The 19,428-nt window shown below is 71.0% G+C and carries 12 protein-coding genes; 4 read left to right on the forward strand and 8 right to left on the reverse strand.

Annotated features, from left to right (window positions below):
• Positions 1–30 precede the first annotated feature (30 nt).
• Complete coding sequence (locus B0I31_RS10390; RefSeq protein ID WP_245949791.1) at positions 31–663, forward strand: hypothetical protein; 633 nt, start codon at positions 31–33, stop codon at positions 661–663.
• On the opposite strand, the gene pulA is transcribed toward B0I31_RS10390, so the two are convergent.
• From pulA to B0I31_RS10415, 5 genes are all read right to left on the reverse strand, one after another.
• Positions 660–6,179 (reverse strand): pullulanase-type alpha-1,6-glucosidase, encoded by a 5,520-nt coding sequence (gene pulA, locus B0I31_RS10395; RefSeq protein ID WP_106615108.1) that lies wholly within the window; start codon positions 6,177–6,179, stop codon positions 660–662. The genes B0I31_RS10390 and pulA overlap by 4 nt on opposite strands.
• Positions 6,180–6,306: 127 nt before the next feature.
• Positions 6,307–7,833, reverse strand: a complete 1,527-nt coding sequence (locus B0I31_RS10400) for an alkaline phosphatase D family protein (protein ID WP_106615109.1) — start codon at positions 7,831–7,833, stop codon at positions 6,307–6,309.
• An 86-nt stretch (positions 7,834–7,919) separates the two neighbouring features.
• The gene (locus tag B0I31_RS10405; RefSeq protein ID WP_106615110.1) at positions 7,920–8,306 is read right to left on the reverse strand and encodes a DUF4233 domain-containing protein; all 387 of its coding nucleotides are present in this window, start codon (positions 8,304–8,306) and stop codon (positions 7,920–7,922) included.
• Positions 8,303–9,667, reverse strand: coding sequence for a bifunctional tetrahydrofolate synthase/dihydrofolate synthase (gene folC, locus B0I31_RS10410; RefSeq protein ID WP_106615111.1), 1,365 nt, complete (start codon positions 9,665–9,667; stop codon positions 8,303–8,305). Before folC ends, B0I31_RS10405 begins: the two co-directional genes overlap by 4 nt.
• Positions 9,664–12,300, reverse strand: a complete 2,637-nt coding sequence (locus tag B0I31_RS10415) for a valine--tRNA ligase (RefSeq protein ID WP_106615112.1) — start codon at positions 12,298–12,300, stop codon at positions 9,664–9,666. The genes folC and B0I31_RS10415 overlap by 4 nt, the downstream gene beginning before the upstream one ends.
• Positions 12,301–12,443: 143 nt before the next feature.
• Here B0I31_RS10415 and B0I31_RS10420 point away from each other — a divergent pair, with 143 nt between their 5' ends.
• The 3 genes from B0I31_RS10420 to B0I31_RS10430 all read left to right on the forward strand — a co-directional run bounded on the left by B0I31_RS10420 (position 12,444) and on the right by B0I31_RS10430 (position 16,427).
• Positions 12,444–13,343, forward strand: a complete 900-nt coding sequence (locus B0I31_RS10420) for a hypothetical protein (protein ID WP_106615113.1) — start codon at positions 12,444–12,446, stop codon at positions 13,341–13,343.
• Positions 13,344–13,588: 245 nt separating this feature from the next.
• Entirely contained in the window at positions 13,589–15,883 is a 2,295-nt protein-coding gene (locus tag B0I31_RS10425) for an FdhF/YdeP family oxidoreductase (RefSeq protein ID WP_106615114.1), read from the forward strand.
• 67 nt (positions 15,884–15,950) lie between these two features.
• Positions 15,951–16,427: a hypothetical protein gene (locus B0I31_RS10430; RefSeq protein ID WP_146173799.1), complete on the forward strand. Its 477-nt coding sequence runs from the start codon at positions 15,951–15,953 to the stop codon at positions 16,425–16,427.
• A 3-nt stretch (positions 16,428–16,430) separates the two neighbouring features.
• Here B0I31_RS10430 and B0I31_RS10435 read toward each other — a convergent pair whose 3' ends face one another.
• From B0I31_RS10435 to B0I31_RS10440, 3 genes are read right to left on the reverse strand one after another with little or no spacing between them, the layout of a single operon-like run.
• Positions 16,431–17,951 (reverse strand): phytoene desaturase family protein, encoded by a 1,521-nt coding sequence (locus B0I31_RS10435; protein ID WP_106615116.1) that lies wholly within the window; start codon positions 17,949–17,951, stop codon positions 16,431–16,433.
• Between the two features lie 10 nt (positions 17,952–17,961).
• Positions 17,962–18,069, reverse strand: coding sequence for an MFS transporter small subunit (locus tag B0I31_RS43080; RefSeq protein WP_425444356.1), 108 nt, complete (start codon positions 18,067–18,069; stop codon positions 17,962–17,964).
• Positions 18,066–19,373 (reverse strand): OFA family MFS transporter, encoded by a 1,308-nt coding sequence (locus B0I31_RS10440; protein ID WP_181320084.1) that lies wholly within the window; start codon positions 19,371–19,373, stop codon positions 18,066–18,068. The genes B0I31_RS43080 and B0I31_RS10440 overlap by 4 nt, the downstream gene beginning before the upstream one ends.
• Positions 19,374–19,428: the final 55 nt, after the last annotated feature.

Below are 19,428 nucleotides of genomic sequence, written 5' to 3' on the forward strand. Positions count from 1 at the left end.
AGGGTAGCCGGAGCTGCGATAGTGCCGGCCGTGACCACCGAGAAGCCCCACCCGGGGAGCACCCTCACCGGAGCGGCGGTGCTGTTCGTGCTGCTGCGGTTGCTCGCGGTGTCGCACTACGACTGGCACACGGCGTTCGCGTTGCTGCACACGCTGGACCTGGAGGACGCGCCGGGCCTGTTCCTGGGCACGTTCATGGCGGACGCGGGGATCAGCAGTGCGTTGCTGGTGGTGATGGTGCCGTTGACGGTGTTCTACGCGGTCGGGCGGCGTTCCCGGGCGGCACCGCTCGCGGTGGCCGTGCTGGTGGCGTTCCTGGTGGCGCACGTGCTCTCGTACCACCGGTGGTGGGTGCCGGTCGGTGCGGTGGTGTTGACGGTGCTGCTGGTGTTCGTGGAACGGATGCGGCGGTTGCACGAGCAGATGGACTTCGTGCTGCGCCGGTTCGGCTACCTGGTGGGCGCGGTGGCGTTGGTGGTGGCGGCGGTGGTCGCCACGCCGTGGGTGCCGTTGGAGCGGATCGAGACCGGCGACGGCACGGTCGAGGCGTACGTGATGGAGACCAGTCCGGGGTTCCTGAAAGTGCTCGGCGCGCAGGAGCGGGGGTTCCGCATCCTGCGCGCCGAGGACGTCCGGTCACGCGTCGAGTTGGCCGATCACTAGCGGGTCAGGACGACCACCGAGCGGGCCGGGAGGGTGATCGAGCCGGCGGCGGTGGCGGCCTTGTCGCTGGTCAGGGCGTGGTTCTGCCAGTTACCGTCGACCGTGACGGACTTGGTGGTCGGGTACGGGTTGACGATCACCAGGACGCCGTTCAGGGTCGGGTCGACGTCGGGGCCGACCGTGTCGTCCAGGAGCGCGGCGACGATGCCCGGTTCGGCGGCCGGGAAGGACAGCTTCTGCTGGACGAGTGCCGCGTCGTTCAGCGTGAACAGCGGCGAGGACTTGCGGATCCGGAGCAGTTCCAGCGTGTTGTCCACGGCGGCACGCATGTCGGCGGACGAGGGCTTCAGGGAACCGTTGGCCAGCAGGGGTGCGGCGTAGGGCCACTTGTCCTCGTTGTCCGCCGCCGGCGGCAGGCCGCGGGCGAAGCCGTTGTCCTCCAGGGACGGGTCGTAGCGGTTGAACCAGTCGCCCGAGTCGTAGCTGTTGCGGTCCAAGGACTTCGAGCGCAGGAACTCCGCGCCCGCGTGCATGAACGGCTGGCCCTGGCCCAGCAGGACGGGCGCGAGGGCGACCTTCTGCATCCGCACGCGGTCCGCCATCGACGTGCCGACAGGCAGCTTGTAGGTCTGCGAGTCGAACAACGTCTCGTTGTCGTGCGCGTCGACGTACGTGATCACGTCGGCGGGCGCGCCCGTGTAGCCCGCTGGTGAGCCGTTGTACGTCACGTCACGGCCCGTGATCTCACCGCCGGAGGTGGACTGGAACCGGTACGACGCCATGTTGCCCGCCATGCCCAACTTCACCAGGTCGGTGTAGTTGGCCAGCCGCGCGGCCACGTCGCCGTTGGCCGGCGCACCGTTCGGGTCACCCGCGAGCCCGGACGCCAGGCCCTGCACGCGCGGGTCCGCGTCGAACGGCCCACCGCCCCGCACCGCGTCACGCAGCCGGTCGCTGAACGTGCCGATGCCGGTACCCGCCATGTTCGCCTGGGTGGCCTGCTCGAACCGGGCGTTGCCGGCGACCTCGCCGAAGTCCCAGCCCTCGCCGTAGATGCGGATCTTGCGCCCGTCCACGCCGTCGCGCTCGACGGTCAACGCGTCCAGCGCCGCCCGCACGGCCAGGATGTTCGCCTTCGGGTGGTGGCCCATCAGGTCGAACCGGAAACCGTCCACCTTGTACAGCCGGGCCCAGCGCACGACCGAGTCCACGACGAGCTTGCCCATCATGGCGTGCTCGGTCGCGGTGTTCGCGCAGCACGTCGAGTTCGCCACCGTGCCGTCGAGGTCGAGCCGCTGGTAGTACCCGGGCACGACCTTGTCCAGCACGGACGTCGGCGCGTCACCGGAGGCGGCGGTGTGGTTGTAGACCACGTCGACCACCACGCGGTTGCCGTTGTCGTGCAACGACTTCACCATCTCGCGGTACTGCCTGGATCGGGCCCACCCGGTCTGCGCGTCGTCCGTGGCGTAGGAGCCTTCGGGCACGTCGTAGTGGTACGGGTCGTAGCCCCAGTTGAAGCCGTCCTTCGCGGCGGAGGCGGCCACGCACTCTTGCTGCGCCGGGGAGTCCGCGGGCAGCGACGCCAGGTCGCACGCCGGCCGTTGCTGATCGGAACGCTTCTCCGGGATGGTGGCGATGTCGAACGTCGGCAGCAGGTGCACGGTGTCCAAGCCGGCCTGGGCCAGCTGACGCAGGTGCGCCATGCCGACCGACGACGAGTGCGTGAACGCGCGATACGTGCCGCGGTCGGACTCCGGGACCGACGTGTCACCGATCGAGAAGTCCCGCACGTGCAGCTCGGTGATGCCGTGCTCGGTCGGGTCGCCGTCCAGGCCGCGGGCGACGTGCCCGGCCCAGTCGGCGGGCATGGTGCGCGCGTCACCGAGGTCGGCGAACTGCGAATGCGTCGAGTTGACCGCCAACGCCACCGAGTACGGGTCGGTCACGGTCACCGTGCGCCCGGCGACGGTCACCTCGAACAGGTAGAACTCGTCCCGCCAGGCACCGGACGCCGACCACGAGCCGGACGCGTCGTCCCGGATCATGGGCACGACCGCCGCCGTGCCACCCGGCTGGTCGAACACCTGCACCTTCACCGAGGACGCCGTGGGCGCCCACAGCCGCGCGGTCACCCGGTCGCCGTCGAACGTCGGCCCGTAGGTCAGCGCGGACGCGGCGGCGGCGAACCGGTCGTCCAGCACACCGGCGATCTGCACGCCCGTGCGGTGCCGCAGGCCGCCGCCCGAGTCGACGTGCACGGCGGACAGCTTGCCGCGCAACGCCTCGTCCAGCCGTGCGCCGTCACGGACCCGGAACACCGGCTTGCCCCGCAGGTGCGGGAAGCGCTCGGGCACGGCCTCCGAAGACGGCTCCAGCCGCAGCACCTTGCCGTCGTACTCCAGCCGGTAGCCGTCGGACGCCACCACCGGCACGTCCCACACGACCAGGCCCTTCGACACCCAGATCGCCTTGGCCTTGGTCAGGTCGTCGTCCACGCCCTCACCGCCGGACGGCGGCAGCACGTAGGAGATCGAGCCGTCCGGCTTGGTGGAGCCGGACACGTACCAGACCTCGTAGCCGGTGCCCGTGACGTCGAGGAACTGGTCCGGGCCCGGGTCCTTGGCGTCACCCTTGTGGATGATGTTGTTCAGCCCGCCCGCGCCCGGCTCCAGCGGCACCGACCAGTACACGCCGAAGCCGTCCCGGCCGTCCGGCACGCGGGACTGGTTCCAGCCCGGGCTCGGCTCCAGGGACCCGGTCCAGTGGTAGAGCGTCCAGTCGGTGTAGTCGCCGTCCGGCCGGTTGTAGTGGATCACCGCGCGGTTCTGCGCGGCGGCGAGGCTGCCGTGCACCTCGTCGCCGTTGACCCACGCGCGGCCCGCCGTACGACCGGTCGCCTCGACCGTGCCGTCGCGCAGCACGGAGAACTCGACGGGAGCGGTCGCCGGAACGGTCGCCACTCCCCCGCTGAACGGGTGATCGACGCCTCCCGCGCGCACCACGAGCCCCGTGGCGTCACCGGTGTGCGTGATGACCGCCTGCCCGGTCGCCGCGACCTCGCTGGCGTGCACGGCGGTCTGGCCCTGTTCCAACCACACCTGCGGCGTCGCGCTCGGGTCGATGAACCGGTCGGAGTCGGTATCCTTCTCGTCGCCCCGGTGGGCGATGACGCCGACCGATCGCGCGCCCGGCTTGAGCTTCACCCACGCGAACCGGCCGTACGGCGTCTCGCCGGCGAACGGCAGCGGCGCGTCCCACGTCGGCGCGTTCTCGACGTCGCCCCACGCGTGCAGGCCCCAGCCGTCGTAGTCGCCCGCCGGGCGGTTGTAGTGCACCACCAGCCAGTCGGACGTCACGGCGGTCGGCGGCTCGACGACGGGCGCGGCCACCAGGCCGACCTTCGCGCCGTCCGCGCCCAACGTGCCCCTGGCGTCCTTGGCGACCACGCGGACCTCGACGTTCTTGCCCGCCGCCGCGCCCGGCAGCCCGGCCAGGTCGGCGAACACCCGGTACGGCGCGGCGTCGTCGGTGCCGAGCACCTGCCAGTCCCGCTCGCCCTCGACCCGTGCGGCGAACGTGGCCTGCGCGTACGGCGAGGTGACGCCGTCCGCCCGCAGTTCGACCCGGTCGTCCAGCACGGTGCCGGTCGCCGGCACGGCCAACGTCGGCGTCGGAGTGGCGGACGGGATGTTGCCGGTGGACTTGAGCACCACGGCGGACAGCGCGGGCACGGTCACGGTCACCTTGCCGTTCACCGGGTTGACCTGGGAGCCCGCGGACGGCCAGATCGGGCGGTAGCCCTTGCCCGCCACGGGGACGTCCACGGTCGCGGGCGCGGTGCCCGCGTTGGCCACGACCACGTGCTCGACCTGCCGGGCGCGGGCCGTGCGGCTGAACGCGATCACGTCACCCTGGACGAGCCGGAGCGCCTGGTTGCCGTCACGCCACACCGGGTCGCCGTCCACGAACTTCGCCAGGCCCTTGAGCTGACGGTACAGCGGGTGGTCGGTGCGGAAGTTGTCGACCGCGCCGGTGCGATCGCTGCCGACGAGGTCCTCGGCGGCGTACTCGGGGGTCTTGGAGGCGAACATGTCCTGGCGGGCCAGCTTGTCGCCGCCCGTCCCCGCGAAACCCTGCTCGTCGCCGTAGTAGACGACCGGGTTGCCGCGCCACAGGTACATCAGCGCGTTGCCCAGTTCGAGCCGGTCCAGCAGTTCGGCTTCGGAGATGCCCGGACGGCTCTCCCGGATCATCCACGCGAGGCGGCCCATGTCGTGGTTGCCGAGGAACGTCGGCAGGGAGGACGCGTTGGAGTCGGCGTCGGTGTACCGGTCGTCGTCCACGAGCACTTCGCCGAGCCGGGCCGCGCCCTGGCCGGACAGGAACCTGGCCGCGCCGCTCTGGAACGGGAAGTCCAGCGTGGCCTGCATCCTGCCGCTGGTGGTGTAGCGGGAGGTGAGCGCGGGGTTGGCGTCGAACACCTCGCCGAAGACGAAGAAGTCCTTCTTGCCGCGCATCGCCGCGTACTGCTTCACGTGCGGCGCGAGGGCCTGCCAGAACTCCATGTTGACGTGCTTGACCGTGTCGACGCGGTAGCCGTCGATGCCCAGCGTGTCGATCCAGCTGGTGAAGATGTCCTTCATGCCGTTGACGACGGTCGGGTGCTCGGTCATCAGGTCGTCGAGGCCGAAGAAGTCGCCGTACTCGTTGGACTCGCCGCTGAACGTCGAGTCGCCGCGGTTGTGGTAGAGCTGCGGGTCGTTCAGCCAGGACGGGGTCTTCCCGCCCTTGACGACCGGCGTGTACGGCGCGGTGAGCTTCGGGAAGTCCTCCCGGCCCGCGATCGCCGCGATGTCGACCGGCCTGCCCTGCTCGTCCAGGTAGGGCTGAGCGGCGGTGCCGACGTAGTCGTACCGGCCCTCGGCGTAGTCGATCAGGTCCGCGGTGTGGTTGGCGACGATGTCGAAGAACACCTTGATGCCGCGGCGGTGTGCGTCCTGGATGAGCCGCCGCATGTCGTCGGTCGTGCCGAAGTGCGGGTCGAGCTTGGTGAAGTCGGTCGTCCAGTAGCCGTGGTAGCCGGCCGAGACGTCGTCACCGGAGCCCTGCACCCAGCGGTTGGCGAACATGGGGGTCATCCAGATCGCGGTGACGCCCAGCTCGTGCAGGTAGCCGATCTTGTCGCGCAGGCCCTTGAGGTCGCCGCCGTGGTAGAAACCCTTGTCGGCGGGGTCGTAGCCGCTCTTGAGCCGGTCGGTCTCCGCCGTGCCGCCGCGGTCGTTGCGCGGGTCGCCGTTGGCGAACCGGTCGGGCATCACGAAGTAGAACCGCTCACCGGTGAGGTCGGCGCGCAGCGCGTCCTTGGCCAACGCCCTGTCACCGTCCCGGACGCCGGGCGCGATGTCGGTGACGGCACCCACGGCGAGCCGCTGGACTTCGGGCGCGGCGCCGGTGGATGGTGGCACGAACGGCACTACGGCCAGGGCGATGAGCGCGGCGACGGCCCGACGCATCGCGACCTCCTTGTCGCAAGAATTTGCAACCCCGCCCCGGCGGAGCGCCGGGACGGAGTGCACAAAACCACGACAATCTCAGCCGGGACAAGGCCCAGACGGCTGCAACTCCTTGCAGATCCTTACATCACCGCCGCTGCGGCTGGAGGGTCTTGCTCCACAGCGACGCGCCCTTGATGTCGCGCAGCCACACGGTCAGCTCGCCGTCCCGGGACACCTCGACCTCGCCGAAGTGCTGGAAGCCGTCCAACGGGGTGGTGTTGGCGGCGGGCGGCGCGTTCACGAACACCGCTTCCGGACCGAACGTGGGGTCCAGGGTGTTCGGGCCGAACGCGCCCGCGTTCAGCGGACCCGAGACGAACTCCCAGAACGGGTCGAAGTCCTGGAACGACGCCCGCTCCGGCGAGTAGTGGTGCGCGGCGGTGTAGTGGACGTCCGCGGTCAGCCACACGGTGTTGCGCACGCGCCGGCGCTTCAGCTCGCTCAGCACCCACGCCAGCTCGTGCTCACGACCGCCCGGCGCACCCGGCAGGCCGTTGGCGACACCCTCGATGTCCGTGCCGTCCGGCACGGTCAAACCGATCGGCAGGTCGGCCGCGATGATCTTCCAGGTGGCCCGGCTGCGGTCCAGGGAGTCCACCAGCCAGCGGGCCTGCGCCTCGCCGAGCACGACGCCCCGACCGTCGCGCGGTGACGTGTTCGCGTCCTTGTACGACCGCATGTCCAGCACGAACACCTCGACGTGGGCGCCGTAGCGGAACTTGCGGTAGACCCGGCCGTCCACCGCCTGCCGCGGGTCGATCGGCTGCCACTCGTGGAACGCCTGGAAGGCCCGTGCGGCGAGCACGTCGACGCGCTTCTCGGTGTACGCCGGCGAGGTCAGGATCTCGCCCGGGTACCAGTTGTTGGTCACCTCGTGGTCGTCCCACTGCACGATCATCGGCACCCGCGAGGCGAACGACCGGTACTGCGGGTCGAGCAGGTTGTAGGCGAACTGGCCGCGGTACTCGTCCAGCGTCTCGGCGACCTTGAGCTTCTCCGGGATGACGACGTTGCGCCACACCCGCCCGTCCGGCAGCGTCACCTTCTCCTGCATCGGACCGTCCGCGTACACCGTGTCGCCGCTGTTGATGAAGAAGTCGGGACGGCGGGCGGCCATCGCGCCGAAGATCGGCATGCCGCCCAGGTCCGGGTTGCTGCCCCAGCCCTGACCAGCGACGTCACCGGACCACACGAACCGCACGTCGTCACGGCCCAGCGGCGCGGTGCGGAAGCTGCCGACCGCGGCCTCGCTGCGGGTGCGGCCGTCGAGGTCCTCGGCGACCACGCGGTAGTGCACCTCGCGCCCACCGGGCAGGCCGCGCAGCCGCACCCGGCCCGTGCCACCGGTCTCCGGCGTCAGCAGCGGTCCGCGCACGGTCCGCGCGTGCCGGAACGACGGGTCCGACGACACCTGCACCAGCATCCGCGACGGCCGGTCGGCCCGCGTCCACACCAGACCGCCGTCGAACGTCACGTCGCCGGACTGCACGCCGTGCGTGAGCACGGGCCTGTCTCCACGCGCCAACGCCACCCCGCCGGGCACGAACACCGCGGCCGTACCGATCGCACCGGCGCGCAGCAGCGTCCGCCGGTTCACCACACCATCGCTCATGCGCGGGTTTGTAACCGGTGAAGCCGAATTCCGGGTGAACGCGACCCGTCGCCCACAGGCCCAGCGCACGGCGGGGCACCACGGGACTACCCCTGCTGGCTCGGCAGCCGACCCTCGGCCATGCGCTTGGCCACGTCGTGCCGCAGCCACAGCAGGTACCCCCACACCAGGCTGAACACCACGCCGATGCCGCCGAGCGCGGTCAGCACGAACCACGACGCCACCATCACGACGTGGATCGCCACGATCACGTACAGCGCCCACGCGCGCTTGAGCAGCGCGCAGGTGCCGATCAGCGCGACGATCAGCCCGAGCACCAGGTAGCCGGTGCCCGTGCCCACCCCGCCACCCAACTTCGCCACCACCGGCAGGGCGAGGGCGACGACGATCGCCTCAAGGATCAGCGTGGCGGCCATGATGCCGCGGAAGGACTTCATCGGGTCCTTCTTCGGCGCCGGTGCGGGGGAGGTCACGAGGGCTCCTTGCCGAACAGAGCCCGCGCGTCGCCCGCCGTGACGACCGAGCCGGTCACCACGACACCGCCGCCGGACATGATGTCCCCGTCGTCGCTCTCCTCGGCCAGCCGCACGGCCTCCTCGATCGCGTCGTCGAGGTGCGGCTGGACGACCATCCGGTCCTCTCCGAAGATCGGGATGGCCACGCCCGCGAGCAGGTCGGGGTCCATCGCGCGCGGCGAGGAGTTCGAGGTCAGGACGACCTCCTGGACGACCGGTTCGAGCGCGCTGAGGATGCCGACCGCGTCCTTCTCCTGCATCACGCCGACCACGGCGACCAGCTTGCGGAAGCCGAACTCCTCGCCCAGCGCCTTGGCCAGCGCCTCCGCGCCGTGCGGGTTGTGCGCCGCGTCCACGAGCACCGTGGGCGCCGTGCGGACCCGCTCCAGGCGGCCGGGTGACGTGACCGTGCCGAACGCCTCGCGGACGGCGTCGATGTCGAGTCGGCGGTCGGCACCCGCGCCGAAGAACGCCTCCACGGCGGCCAGTGCGAGCGCCGCGTTCGCTGCCTGGTGTGCGCCGTGCAGCGGCAGGAACACCTCGTCGTACTCGCCGGCGAGGCCCTGCAGCCGCAGCATCTGGCCGCCCACGGCGACGTCGCGCTGGATCACGCCGAACTCCGACCCCAGCCGGGCGACCGTGGCGTCGACCTCGGCGCACCGCCGCAGCAGCACCTGCTCGACGGCGGCTTCCTGCTTGGCCAGCAGCGCGACCGCACCGGGCTTGATGATCCCGGCCTTCTCCTCCGCGATCCCGGCCAGGTCACCGCCCAGGTACTCGACGTGGTCGAGGCCGATCGGCGTGATCACGGCGATCCGCCCGTCGGCGATGTTGGTCGCGTCCCACGACCCGCCCATGCCGACCTCGATGACGGCGGCGTCCACCGGCGCGTCGGCGAACGCCGCGAACGCCATGCCGGTGAGCACCTCGAACTTGCTCATCGGCACGTCGCCGCGCGCGTCCACGATCGACAGGTACGGCTCGATGTCGCGGTAGATCTCGACGTACCGCTCGGGGCTGATCGGAGCGCCGTCGACGCTGATCCGCTCGGTCGCCAGCTGCAGGTGCGGGCTGGTGTAGCGGCCGGTGCGCAGGCCGATCCGGGTGAGCAGCGCGTCGACCATCCGCGACGTGGACGTCTTGCCGTTCGTCCCGCCGATGTGCACCACCGGGTACGAGGTCTGCGGGTCGCCCAGGATGTCGGCCAGCGCGCGGATCCGGTCGAGGCTCGGCTCGATCTTGGTCTCGGGCCAGCGCGTGTTCAGCTCCGACTCGACCTGCCGCAGCTCTTCCAGCGCGCCCGTCTCGAACCCGGTCACGAGTTGTCCTGCGGCAGGGTCTCCAGGCGGGCGTGGATGCGGTCGATCTCGGCGCCGGCCGCCGCCAGCCGCGCCTGGATCTTGGCCACCACCTCGGCGGGCGCCTTGTCCAGGAACGCGGCGTTGCCGAGCTTGCCCTCGCACTGGGCGCGTTCCTTCTCGGCCACCGCGAGGTCCTTGGCCAGCCGCTTGCGCTCGGCCACCACGTCGACCGCGCCGGACAGGTCCAGCTCGACCTTGACCGTGCCCTTGGGCAGGCCGACGTCCAGCGAGACGCTGACGTTGAAGTCCTCGCCCGGCTCGGTCATCCGGGTCAGCGACCGCACCGCGGGCACCTGGTCGGTCAGGTCGACGCAGCACGCGCCGCGCACCTTGCCCGCGACCTTCTGCGCGGGCTTGAGGCCCTGGTCGGAGCGGAACCGGCGGATCTCGGTGACCAGCTTCTTCAGGCCCTCGATCCGGGACGCCGCCACCTCGTCACGCGCCACGCCGGTCGGCTTCGGCCAGTCCCCGATCACCAGCGACTCGCCGCCGGTCAACGTGGTCCACAGCGTCTCGGTGATGAACGGCGTCAGCGGGTGCAGCAGCCGCAGCACCACGTCGAGCACGTGCCCGAGCACGGACTGGGTGGCCTCGGCGCGCGTGCCGCCCTCGGCGAGCTGGACCTTGGCCAGCTCCAGGTACCAGTCGCAGAACTCGTCCCAGGTGAAGTGGTAGAGCGCTTCGCTGAGCTTGGCGAACTGGTAGGCCTCGAAGTGGCCGTCGACCTCGGCCACGAGCCCGTCGAGCAGGTCGAGGATCCAGCGGTCGGCGTCGGTCAGCTCCTCGCGCGGCGGCAGGGGCCGGTCGACCGTGGCGCCGTTGTTCAGCGCGAACCGGGAGGCGTTCCACAGCTTGGTGGTGAAGTTGCGCGACCCGGCGGCCCACTCGTCGGCCAGCGCCATGTCCGAGCCGGGGTTGGCGCTGCGCAGCAGCGTGAACCGGGTGGCGTCGGCGCCGTAGGCGTCCATCCAGTCGATGGGATCGATGCCGTTGCCGCGCGACTTCGACATCTTCTTGCCGTACTGGTCGCGGATCAGGCCGTGCAGGAACACGTGGTCGAACGGCTGCTTGCCGTCCATCGCGTACAGACCGAACATCATCATCCGGACGACCCAGAAGAACAGGATGTCGTAGCCGGTGGACAGCACGCTGGTCGGGTAGAACTTGGCCAGGTCGGCGGTCGGCGTCGGCCAGCCGAGCGTGGAGAACGGCCACAGGCCGGACGAGAACCACGTGTCGAGCACGTCCTCGTCCTGCACCCAGCCCTCGCCGGGCAGCTCGTCGTCGGGCCCGACGCACATCACCTTGTCGTTCGGGCCGTACCAGACGGGGATGCGGTGGCCCCACCACAGCTGGCGCGAGATGCACCAGTCGTTGAGGTTGTCGACCCAGTCGAAGTAGCGCTTGGCCAGCTCCGGCGGGTGGATGGTGGTGCGGCCGTCGCGGACCGCGGCGGAGGCGGCCTCGGCCAGCGGCTCGACCTTGACCCACCACTGCATCGACAGGCGCGGCTCGATGACGGTGTCGCAGCGCGAGCAGTGGCCGACCGAGTGCTGGTAGGGGCGCTTCTCGGCGACGATGCGGCCCTGTTCGCGCAGGGCGGCGACGACGGCCGGGCGTGCCTCGAAGCGGTCCATGTTCTCGAACGGGCCGTGCGCGGTGATCACGCCGCGGCCGTCCATGACGGTGAGCGCGGGCAGGTCGTGGCGCTGGCCGATCTCGAAGTCGTTCGGGTCGTGCGCGGGGGTGACCTTGACCGCGCCGGTGCCGAACTTGGGGTCGACGTGCTCGTCGGCGACGATCGGCACGTAACGGCCGGTCAGCGGCACCTCGACCTCGGTGCCGATCAGGTGGCGGTACCGCTCGTCCTCCGGGTGCACGGCCACGGCCGTGTCGCCGAGCATCGTCTCGGCGCGCGTGGTGGCGACGACGATCGAGTTCTCGCCGGAGCCGTAGCGGATGGAGACGAGTTCACCGTCGTCGTCGGAGTGGTCGACCTCGATGTCGGACAGCGCGGTCTGGCAGCGCGGGCACCAGTTGATGATGCGTTCGGCGCGGTAGATGAGGCCGTCGTCGTAGAGCTTCTTGAAGATCGTCTGGACGGCGCGGGACAGGCCCTCGTCCATGGTGAAGCGGACGCGGGTCCAGTCGACGCCGTCGCCGAGGCGGCGCATCTGGCCGAGGATCTTGCCGCCGACCTCCTCGCGCCACGCCCAGACGCGTTCGACGAACTTCTCGCGGCCGACGTCGTGGCGGGACTTGCCCTCGCCGGCGAGGTCGCGTTCGACGGCGGTCTGGGTGGCGATGCCGGCGTGGTCGGTGCCGGGCAGCCAGAGCACCTCGTAGCCCTGCATGCGGCGGCGGCGGGTGAGCGCGTCCATGATGCTGTGGTTCAGCGCGTGGCCCATGTGCAGGCTGCCGTTGACGTTCGGCGGCGGGAGCACGATGGTGAACGGCGGCTTGTCGCTGGACGCGTCCGCCGTGAAGTAGCCGCGCTCGACCCACCGCTCGTACAGCCCGGCCTCTACCTCGGCCGGGTTCCAGGCCGGCGGGAGTTCGGAGCGCTGCGGTGCGGTGGGGGTCTCAGTCACGGTCGAAGTCTACGGAGGCGCGGGTATCGACTTCTAACCAGATACCTGCTAGCGGGTGTCACGCCCACTCGGACGGGTCCCGTATCGACTTCTCCGCCGTGACCTGGTAACGCCTTGGGTAGCGATCGGCGAGCGGGGGGAACGTGGACGAGTACCGGATCGAGGACCACCCCGACCTGAAGGACGCCGGGTGGGCGCGGGAGGCCGTGCGGAAGGCCGAGCGCGAGGCCAGGGTGCGGCGGCTGCAGTCGTTGCCGCGAAGGCCCCGGCGGCGGTTCTGGGTGGGCTTGGCGATCGTGGTGGCGGCGGTGCTGCTGGGCTGGGCGGTGATCGCGACCGGGTCGGACACGCCGACCGGACAGCGCGCGGTCGACCTGGACGAACCGTTCGCGGGCACGTCGGCGGCCTCGTGGGCGGACGGTGCGGACGGGGTGGCGGTGCCGGACGCGGTGCCGGTGGGCGCGTACTCGGCGGAGCAGGTGGAGGCGGCCTACCAGCGGGTGCGGGAGGCGGTGGTCGCGGCGCGGCTGGACCCGCAGGTGGTGCGCGATCACGACCTGGAGCCGTTGTTCGGGCTGTTCGCGCCGGACCTGAGGGAGTCGCTGCGGGTGTTGTTCGACGGCCGCAACGACGGCGAGGCGGCGTTGGTGGCCACGCGGGTGGACCGGGGCGCGCGGTTGGCCGAGGTGGACCCGAAGGTACGTGGCGAGATGGTCGCCGAGGTGGGTGCGCAGGGCGAGTTGTCGGTGCGGACGGACTACACGTTCGCGTACGCGTTCGCGCCGGACCGGCCGGAGTCGGTGCGGGGGCCGTTGGACGTGGTGGCGTTGTCGCGGTTCCAGGTGCGGTATTCGGTGCGCACGGGCAGCCCGGGGGTGGAAGGTCTGTGGGCGGACGCGTCGACGGGTTCGCTGCACTCGATCGCGTGTTCCAGCGCCAAGCGGGGCTACCTGGCGCCCGCGTTCACCGAGCCGTCCCTGCCTCCCGGGCTGGACTTCGACCTCAGCGCGCCGTCGTCGCCCGCCGATGGCTGTCCGGACTGAGGCCGTCACCCGTTCGGACGATTCGCGGCAGAGTGGCGCCGATCACAATTGACCGTGATCACCGAGAATCGTCGCAGGTGGGAACGCCGGGAACACGGGCCGTTCGCAACCCCTTGGGGCCCGTGACAGCGGTCCCGCGCCGGCCTGGCGCGCTCGGCGATCGGACAGACCGCCGGCGTGCTCGCGCGGGGTGCGCCGGCGGCCGACCGCGAGCGCGGTGGCACGGCGGACGCACAATAGGGGACATGGACCGCAACCCGCCCCGGCAGGACATCGACGAGTCGCAGCTCGACGTGAGCGAGCCCAAGCGGTGGGCGGCGGGGCTGCCCGGTGTGGCGGTGTCGCTCCAGCGCGGCGTGGAGCAGATGGGCGTGGCCCGGACGGCGACCACGTTGCGGCTGCTCAACCAGCGCGAGGGCTTCGACTGCCCGGGCTGCGCGTGGCCGGAGCCGCAGGGCCACCGCAAGCTGGCCGAGTTCTGCGAGAACGGCGCCAAGGCGGTGGCCGAGGAGGCGACCAGGCGGCGCGTCGGGCCGGAGTTCTTCGCCGCGCACCCGATCGCCGAGCTCGCCGGGAAGACCGACTACTGGCTGGGGCAGCAGGGCCGGATCACCGAGCCGGTGGTGTTGCGCGAGGGCGCGACGCACTACGAGCCGATCGACTGGCACGACGCGTTCTCGTTGATCGCCGGGCACCTCGACGGCCTGGCGAGCCCGGACGAGGCCGTGTTCTACACGTCCGGCCGCACCAGCAACGAGGCCGCGTTCCTGTACCAGCTGCTGGTGCGCTCGTTCGGCACGAACAACCTGCCGGACTGCTCGAACATGTGCCACGAGTCGTCCGGCGCGGCGTTGTCGGAGACGACGGGCATCGGCAAGGGCTCGGTCAGCATCGACGACTTCAACCGCGCCGACCTGATCGTGGTGGTGGGCCAGAACCCCGGCACGAACCACCCGCGGATGCTGTCGGCGTTGGAGGAGGCCAAGCGCGGCGGGGCGAAGATCGTGGCGGTGAACCCGTTGCCGGAGGCGGGGCTGCTGCGGTTCAAGAACCCGCAGAACGTGCGCGGCCTGGTGGGCGCGGGCACCAAGCTGGCCGACGAGTTCCTGCAGATCCGGCTGGGCGGCGACCAGGCGTTGTTCCAGGCCGCCGGCAACCTACTGCTGTCGTGGGATGCGGTGGACCGCGAGTTCGTGGACGGCTTCACGGAGGGCTTCGCCGAGTACGCCGACCACGTGCGGCGGGTGGACTGGGACTCGGTGGACGTCGCCACCGGCCTGCCGCGCGCCCAGGTGGAGCTGTTCGCCCGGATGCTGGCGGAGTCGCAGCGCACGATCTTCTGCTGGGCCATGGGGTTGACCCAGCACAAGCACTCGGTGCCGACGATCCGCGAGATCGCGAACGTGGCGCTGCTGCGCGGCATGATCGGCAAGCCCGGCGCGGGCCTGTGCCCGGTGCGCGGCCACTCGAACGTGCAAGGCGACCGGACCATGGGCATCTGGGAGAAGATGCCGGAGAAGTTCCTGTCCGCCCTGGAGTCGGAGTTCGGCATCGACGTGCCGCGCAAGCACGGGTTCGACACGGTGGCGTCGATCCGGGCGATGCGCGACGGCGCGGCGAAGGTCTTCTTCGCCGTGGGCGGCAACTTCGTGGCGGCCACCCCGGACACGGCGGTGACCGAGGCGGCCATGCGCGGGCTCGACCTGACCGTGCACGTGTCGACCAAGCTGAACCGGTCGCACGTGGTGCACGGCCGCACGGCGTTGATCCTGCCCACGTTGGGCCGCACGGAGAGCGACCTGCAGCACACCGGTGAGCAGTTCGTCACGGTCGAGGACTCGATGTCGGTGGTGCACCGCTCGCGTGGCCGGCTGGCGCCCGCGAGCGACCGGCTGCTGTCGGAGGTGTCGATCGTGTGCCGGTTGGCCCGGGCCGTGCTGGGGCCGGAGCACCCCGTGCCGTGGGAGGAGTTCGAGAAGGACTACGACCTCGTCCGGGACCGGATCGCGCGGGTCGTGCCCGGCTGCGGCGACTACAACGTCCGGGTGCGCCGGCCGGACGGTTTCGTGCTGCCGCACGCGCCCCGTGACGCCCGCGAGTTCACCGGCACCCGGTCCGGCAAGGCGCACTTCTCGGCCAACGACCTGACCGTGCTCCGGGTGCCGCCGGGGCGGCTGCTGCTGCAGACCATGCGCAGCCACGACCAGTACAACACCACGATCTACGGCCTGGACGACCGCTACCGGGGCGTGAAGGACGGCCGGCGGGTCGTCTTCGTCAGCCCCGAGGACCTGGACGCGCTCGACCTGCTCGACGGACAGCACGTGGACCTGGTCAGCGAGTGGCCGGACGACCCGACCGGCGTCACGGAACGGCGTGCCGAGCGGTTCCGGGTGGTGGCCTACCCGACCGCGCGCGGCTGTGCGGCGGCGTACTTCCCGGAGGCGAACTCGCTGGTGCCGCTGGACTCCACGGCCACCGTGTCGGGCACGCCGACGTCCAAGTCGATCGTGGTGCGGCTGGAGAAGGTCGACGCCTGAGGTGGCCGGGACGGAGTGCGCAAACGTTTCCGGTAACGCTTGCGGCCGTTCGGGCGAACCTACGCACGTGATGAGGCCCGTGCTCGCCGCCGCAGTGCTCGCGCTCTGCGCGTGCACGAGCACGCCGCCGAACCCACCGACCACCGAACAACCACCGCCACCGACCGCGACCGACTCGGCAGGCGTGAGCTGCGCGGACGCCCCGGCGGACGTGGTGGGCACCGCCCTGGGCCTGCGGCTCAACCACCCGCGCCAGACGATCACCGACAACGTCGTGCGCTGCACCTACGACGGCGGCACCACCGAGGTCCGCTTCGTGACCGGCGCGGACGCCGCCTCGTTCGCCGAGAGCCGCGCCGAACACTCCCAGGCGACCGACCTGCCCGACTTCCACGACGAGGCCTACCGCGCCACCGCCGTCACGGGAGAAGTCGTCCAGACCGCCGTCACCGCCCGCGCGGGCACGGTCCAGATCACCGTCACCACCGGCGCCACCGCTGACCGGGCCCAAGGGCTGATCAACGACCTCTTCGCCGCCCTCTGAAGATCACCGCTCCAGCACGGCCATCGCCGCGTTGTGACCGCCGATCCCGCTCACGCCACCGCCACGCCGGGCGCCCGCGCCGCAGACGAACAGGTTCGCCACGTCGGTCTCGACGCCCCAGCGGCCGACCTCGTCCTCGTGCTCCGCGAACGGCCACGCCAGTTCGTCGTGGAAGATGTTGCCGCGCGGCAGGCCGAGTTCCGCCTCCAGGTCCAGCGGCGAGCGGGCCTCCAGGCAGGGCCGACCGTCTGCGTCCTTCGCCAGGCACGACTCGATGGGCTCTTCGAGGTGGGCGTTCAGCCCGGCCAGGTACCGGCCGACCAGTTCGTCCCGCAGCCGGTCGTTGTCCTGCTCGAACAACGCCGCCGGCGTGTGCAGACCGAACAACGTCAACGTGTGCCAACCCCGTTCGACCAGGTCCGGCGCGAGGATCGACGGGTCGGTCAACGTGTGGCAGTACATCTCCGCCGGCAGCACGGACGGCACCTGCCCCGCCGCGCTCTCCCGGTACGCCGTCTCCAGCTGCCCGTACGACTCGTCCACGTGCAGCGTTCCCGCGAACGCCACCCGCGGGTCGACCCCGCCGCGCAACCGCGGCAGCCGTTCCAGCAGCATGTTCACCTTCACCTGGCAGCCCTCGGCCACGGGCCGGGCGGACCGGCCGCGCAGGAAGTCCAAAGTGGACGGTGCGACGCCGGACAGCACGAACTTCGCGCCCACCACGCGCCCGTCGTACTCCACTTCGCCCCGCACGCCGTCCGCGTCCACCCGGGTCACCTCGGCGCCGGTCACGATCTCCGCGCCCGCCTCCCGCGCCACCCGCAGCAGCTCCCCGGTCACCGCACCCATCCCGCCCACCGGCACCTGCCACTCACCCGTGCCGTTGCCGATCACGTGGTAGAGGAAGCACCGGTTGGCCTTCAGGTCGTGCAACGACGTGTGCGTGCCGATCAACGCGTCCGTGGCGACGACTCCGCGCACCACGTCGTCGGCGAACAGCTCCTCCAACGTCTCGCCGAGCGGCCGTTCCACGACCTGGTCCCACAGCCGCATCCTCGCCACCGAGTCGACCCGCAGCCGGGCGTGCTCCCGGGACACCAACGGCTCCAGCATCGTCGGCGACAACGCCTTGGCCAGCACCTCCAGGTCGTCGTACCACCGGCCCCACCGCTCCCACTCGGCGTCCGACCCCGTCAACGCCCGGAACGACGCCGCCGTCGCCTCACCAGGCTCGCGCTCCACCAGCAGGTCACCCGCCGGCGTGTACGACGACGCCGACCGCGACCGCAACGCCACCCGCAGCCCGAGGTCGGCCACGATCCGGTCGGGCAGCAGGCTGACCAGGTACGAGTACCGCGACAGCCGCGCCGGGACGCCCGCGAACGCCTGTTCGCTCACCGCCGCGCCGCCGACGTGGTCGAGCTTCTCCAGCACCAGCACCGTGCGCCCGGCCCGCGCCAGGTAGGCCGCCGCCACCAGCGCGTTGTGCCCGCCGCCGACCACCACCACGTCGTAGCTCTCCACGCGGCCGACTCTAGCCAGTGAACAACGCCGTCACCTTGCGGATCAGCTCGACCAAGCCGTACGCCAGCGGCACGCCGACCCACAGCCACGCGAACACGACCAACCCGCGCTCCTTCACCGGACCGCCTCCACTTCTGGCTCGTGGTACTTCGCCGCCACCGGCCGGACCAGCTCGTTCGCCACGAACCCGACCACCAGCAACGCGATCATGATGAACAGCGACGCCGTGTAGAGGTCGGGCCCGCTCTTCCCGGCCGCCTTCTGCCCGTCCGCGATCGCGTTCACGATCAACGGCCCCAGCACGCCGGCCAACGACCACGCGGTGAGCAGCCGGCCGTGGATCGCACCCACCTGGTACGTGCCGAACAGGTCCTTCAGGTACGCCGGGATCGTGGCGAACCCGCCGCCGTAGAACGACAGGATCACCATCGCGCACACCACGAACAACGGCAGCGACGCGTTCCCGGCCAACGCCAGCACCAGGTACGTCACCGCACCGGCACCCAGGTACAGCCGGTAGACGTTCTTGCGCCCCACCAGGTCCGACGTGGACGACCACACGATCCGGCCGACCATGTTCGCCAGCGACAGCAGCGCCACGAACCCCGCCGCCGCGCCCGCCGCCACCGGCGTGGACGTCTGGGCGAAGAAGTCCCGGACCATCGGTGACGCCTTCTCCAGGATCCCGATGCCCGCCGTGACGTTGAAGCACAACACCACCCACAGGCACCAGAACTGCGGCGTCCTCAAGGCGTTGCGCGCCGACACGTTGACCGCCGAACGCACCACCGCCCGCTCCGCCACCTCGGCGGGCACCCGCACCAGCAGCACGCCCACCGACATGAACACCGCGTACACGACCCCGTGCACCAGGAACGTCTGCGCGATCCCGCCGCTGTCCCGCCCGAACGACTCCAGCATCCGCGCCGACCACGGTGACGCGATCAGCGCACCGCCGCCGAAGCCCATGATCGCGATCCCGGTCGCCATCCCCGGCCGGTCCGGGAACCACTTGATCAGCGTGGACACCGGCGAGATGTACCCGATCCCCAGCCCGATGCCGCCGACGAACCCGTACCCGACGACCACGAGCCAGTACTGCTGCGTCCACGCGCCCACCGCCGAGATCAGGAACCCGGACGAGAAGCACGTGGCGGACACGAACATGGCCCACCGCGGACCGTTGCGCTCGACCAGCGTGCCGCCGAACGCCGCCGACAACCCCAGCATCACGATCGCCAGCTGGAACGGCAGCGCGCTCTGCGTCCCTGTCAGGTCCAGCGCGCTCTCCAACGGCGGCTTGAACACGCTCCACGCGTACGCCTGACCGATGGCCAGGTGCACCGACAGCGCGGCCGGCGGGATCAGCCAGCGGTTCCACCCCGGTGGGGCGATCGTGCGAGAGCGGTCCAGGAAACCCACTGCCCGACACCTCCGTAACCTGGTGAGTGGCTTGCGAAAAAACTTAGCCAAGAGA

It is taken from the genome of Saccharothrix carnea, from assembly GCF_003014735.1.
Classification (GTDB): domain Bacteria; phylum Actinomycetota; class Actinomycetes; order Mycobacteriales; family Pseudonocardiaceae; genus Actinosynnema; species Actinosynnema carneum.

Bases quoted from the DNA above. Each gene is read 5' to 3' on its own strand.
- pulA (WP_106615108.1), bottom strand. From the start codon at position 6,179: ATGCGTCGGGCCGTCGCCGCGCTCATCGCCCTGGCCGTAGTGCCGTTC.
- B0I31_RS10400 (WP_106615109.1), bottom strand. From the start codon at position 7,833: ATGAGCGATGGTGTGGTGAACCGGCGGACGCTGCTGCGCGCCGGTGCG.
- B0I31_RS10425 (WP_106615114.1), top strand. From the start codon at position 13,589: ATGGACCGCAACCCGCCCCGGCAGGACATCGACGAGTCGCAGCTCGAC.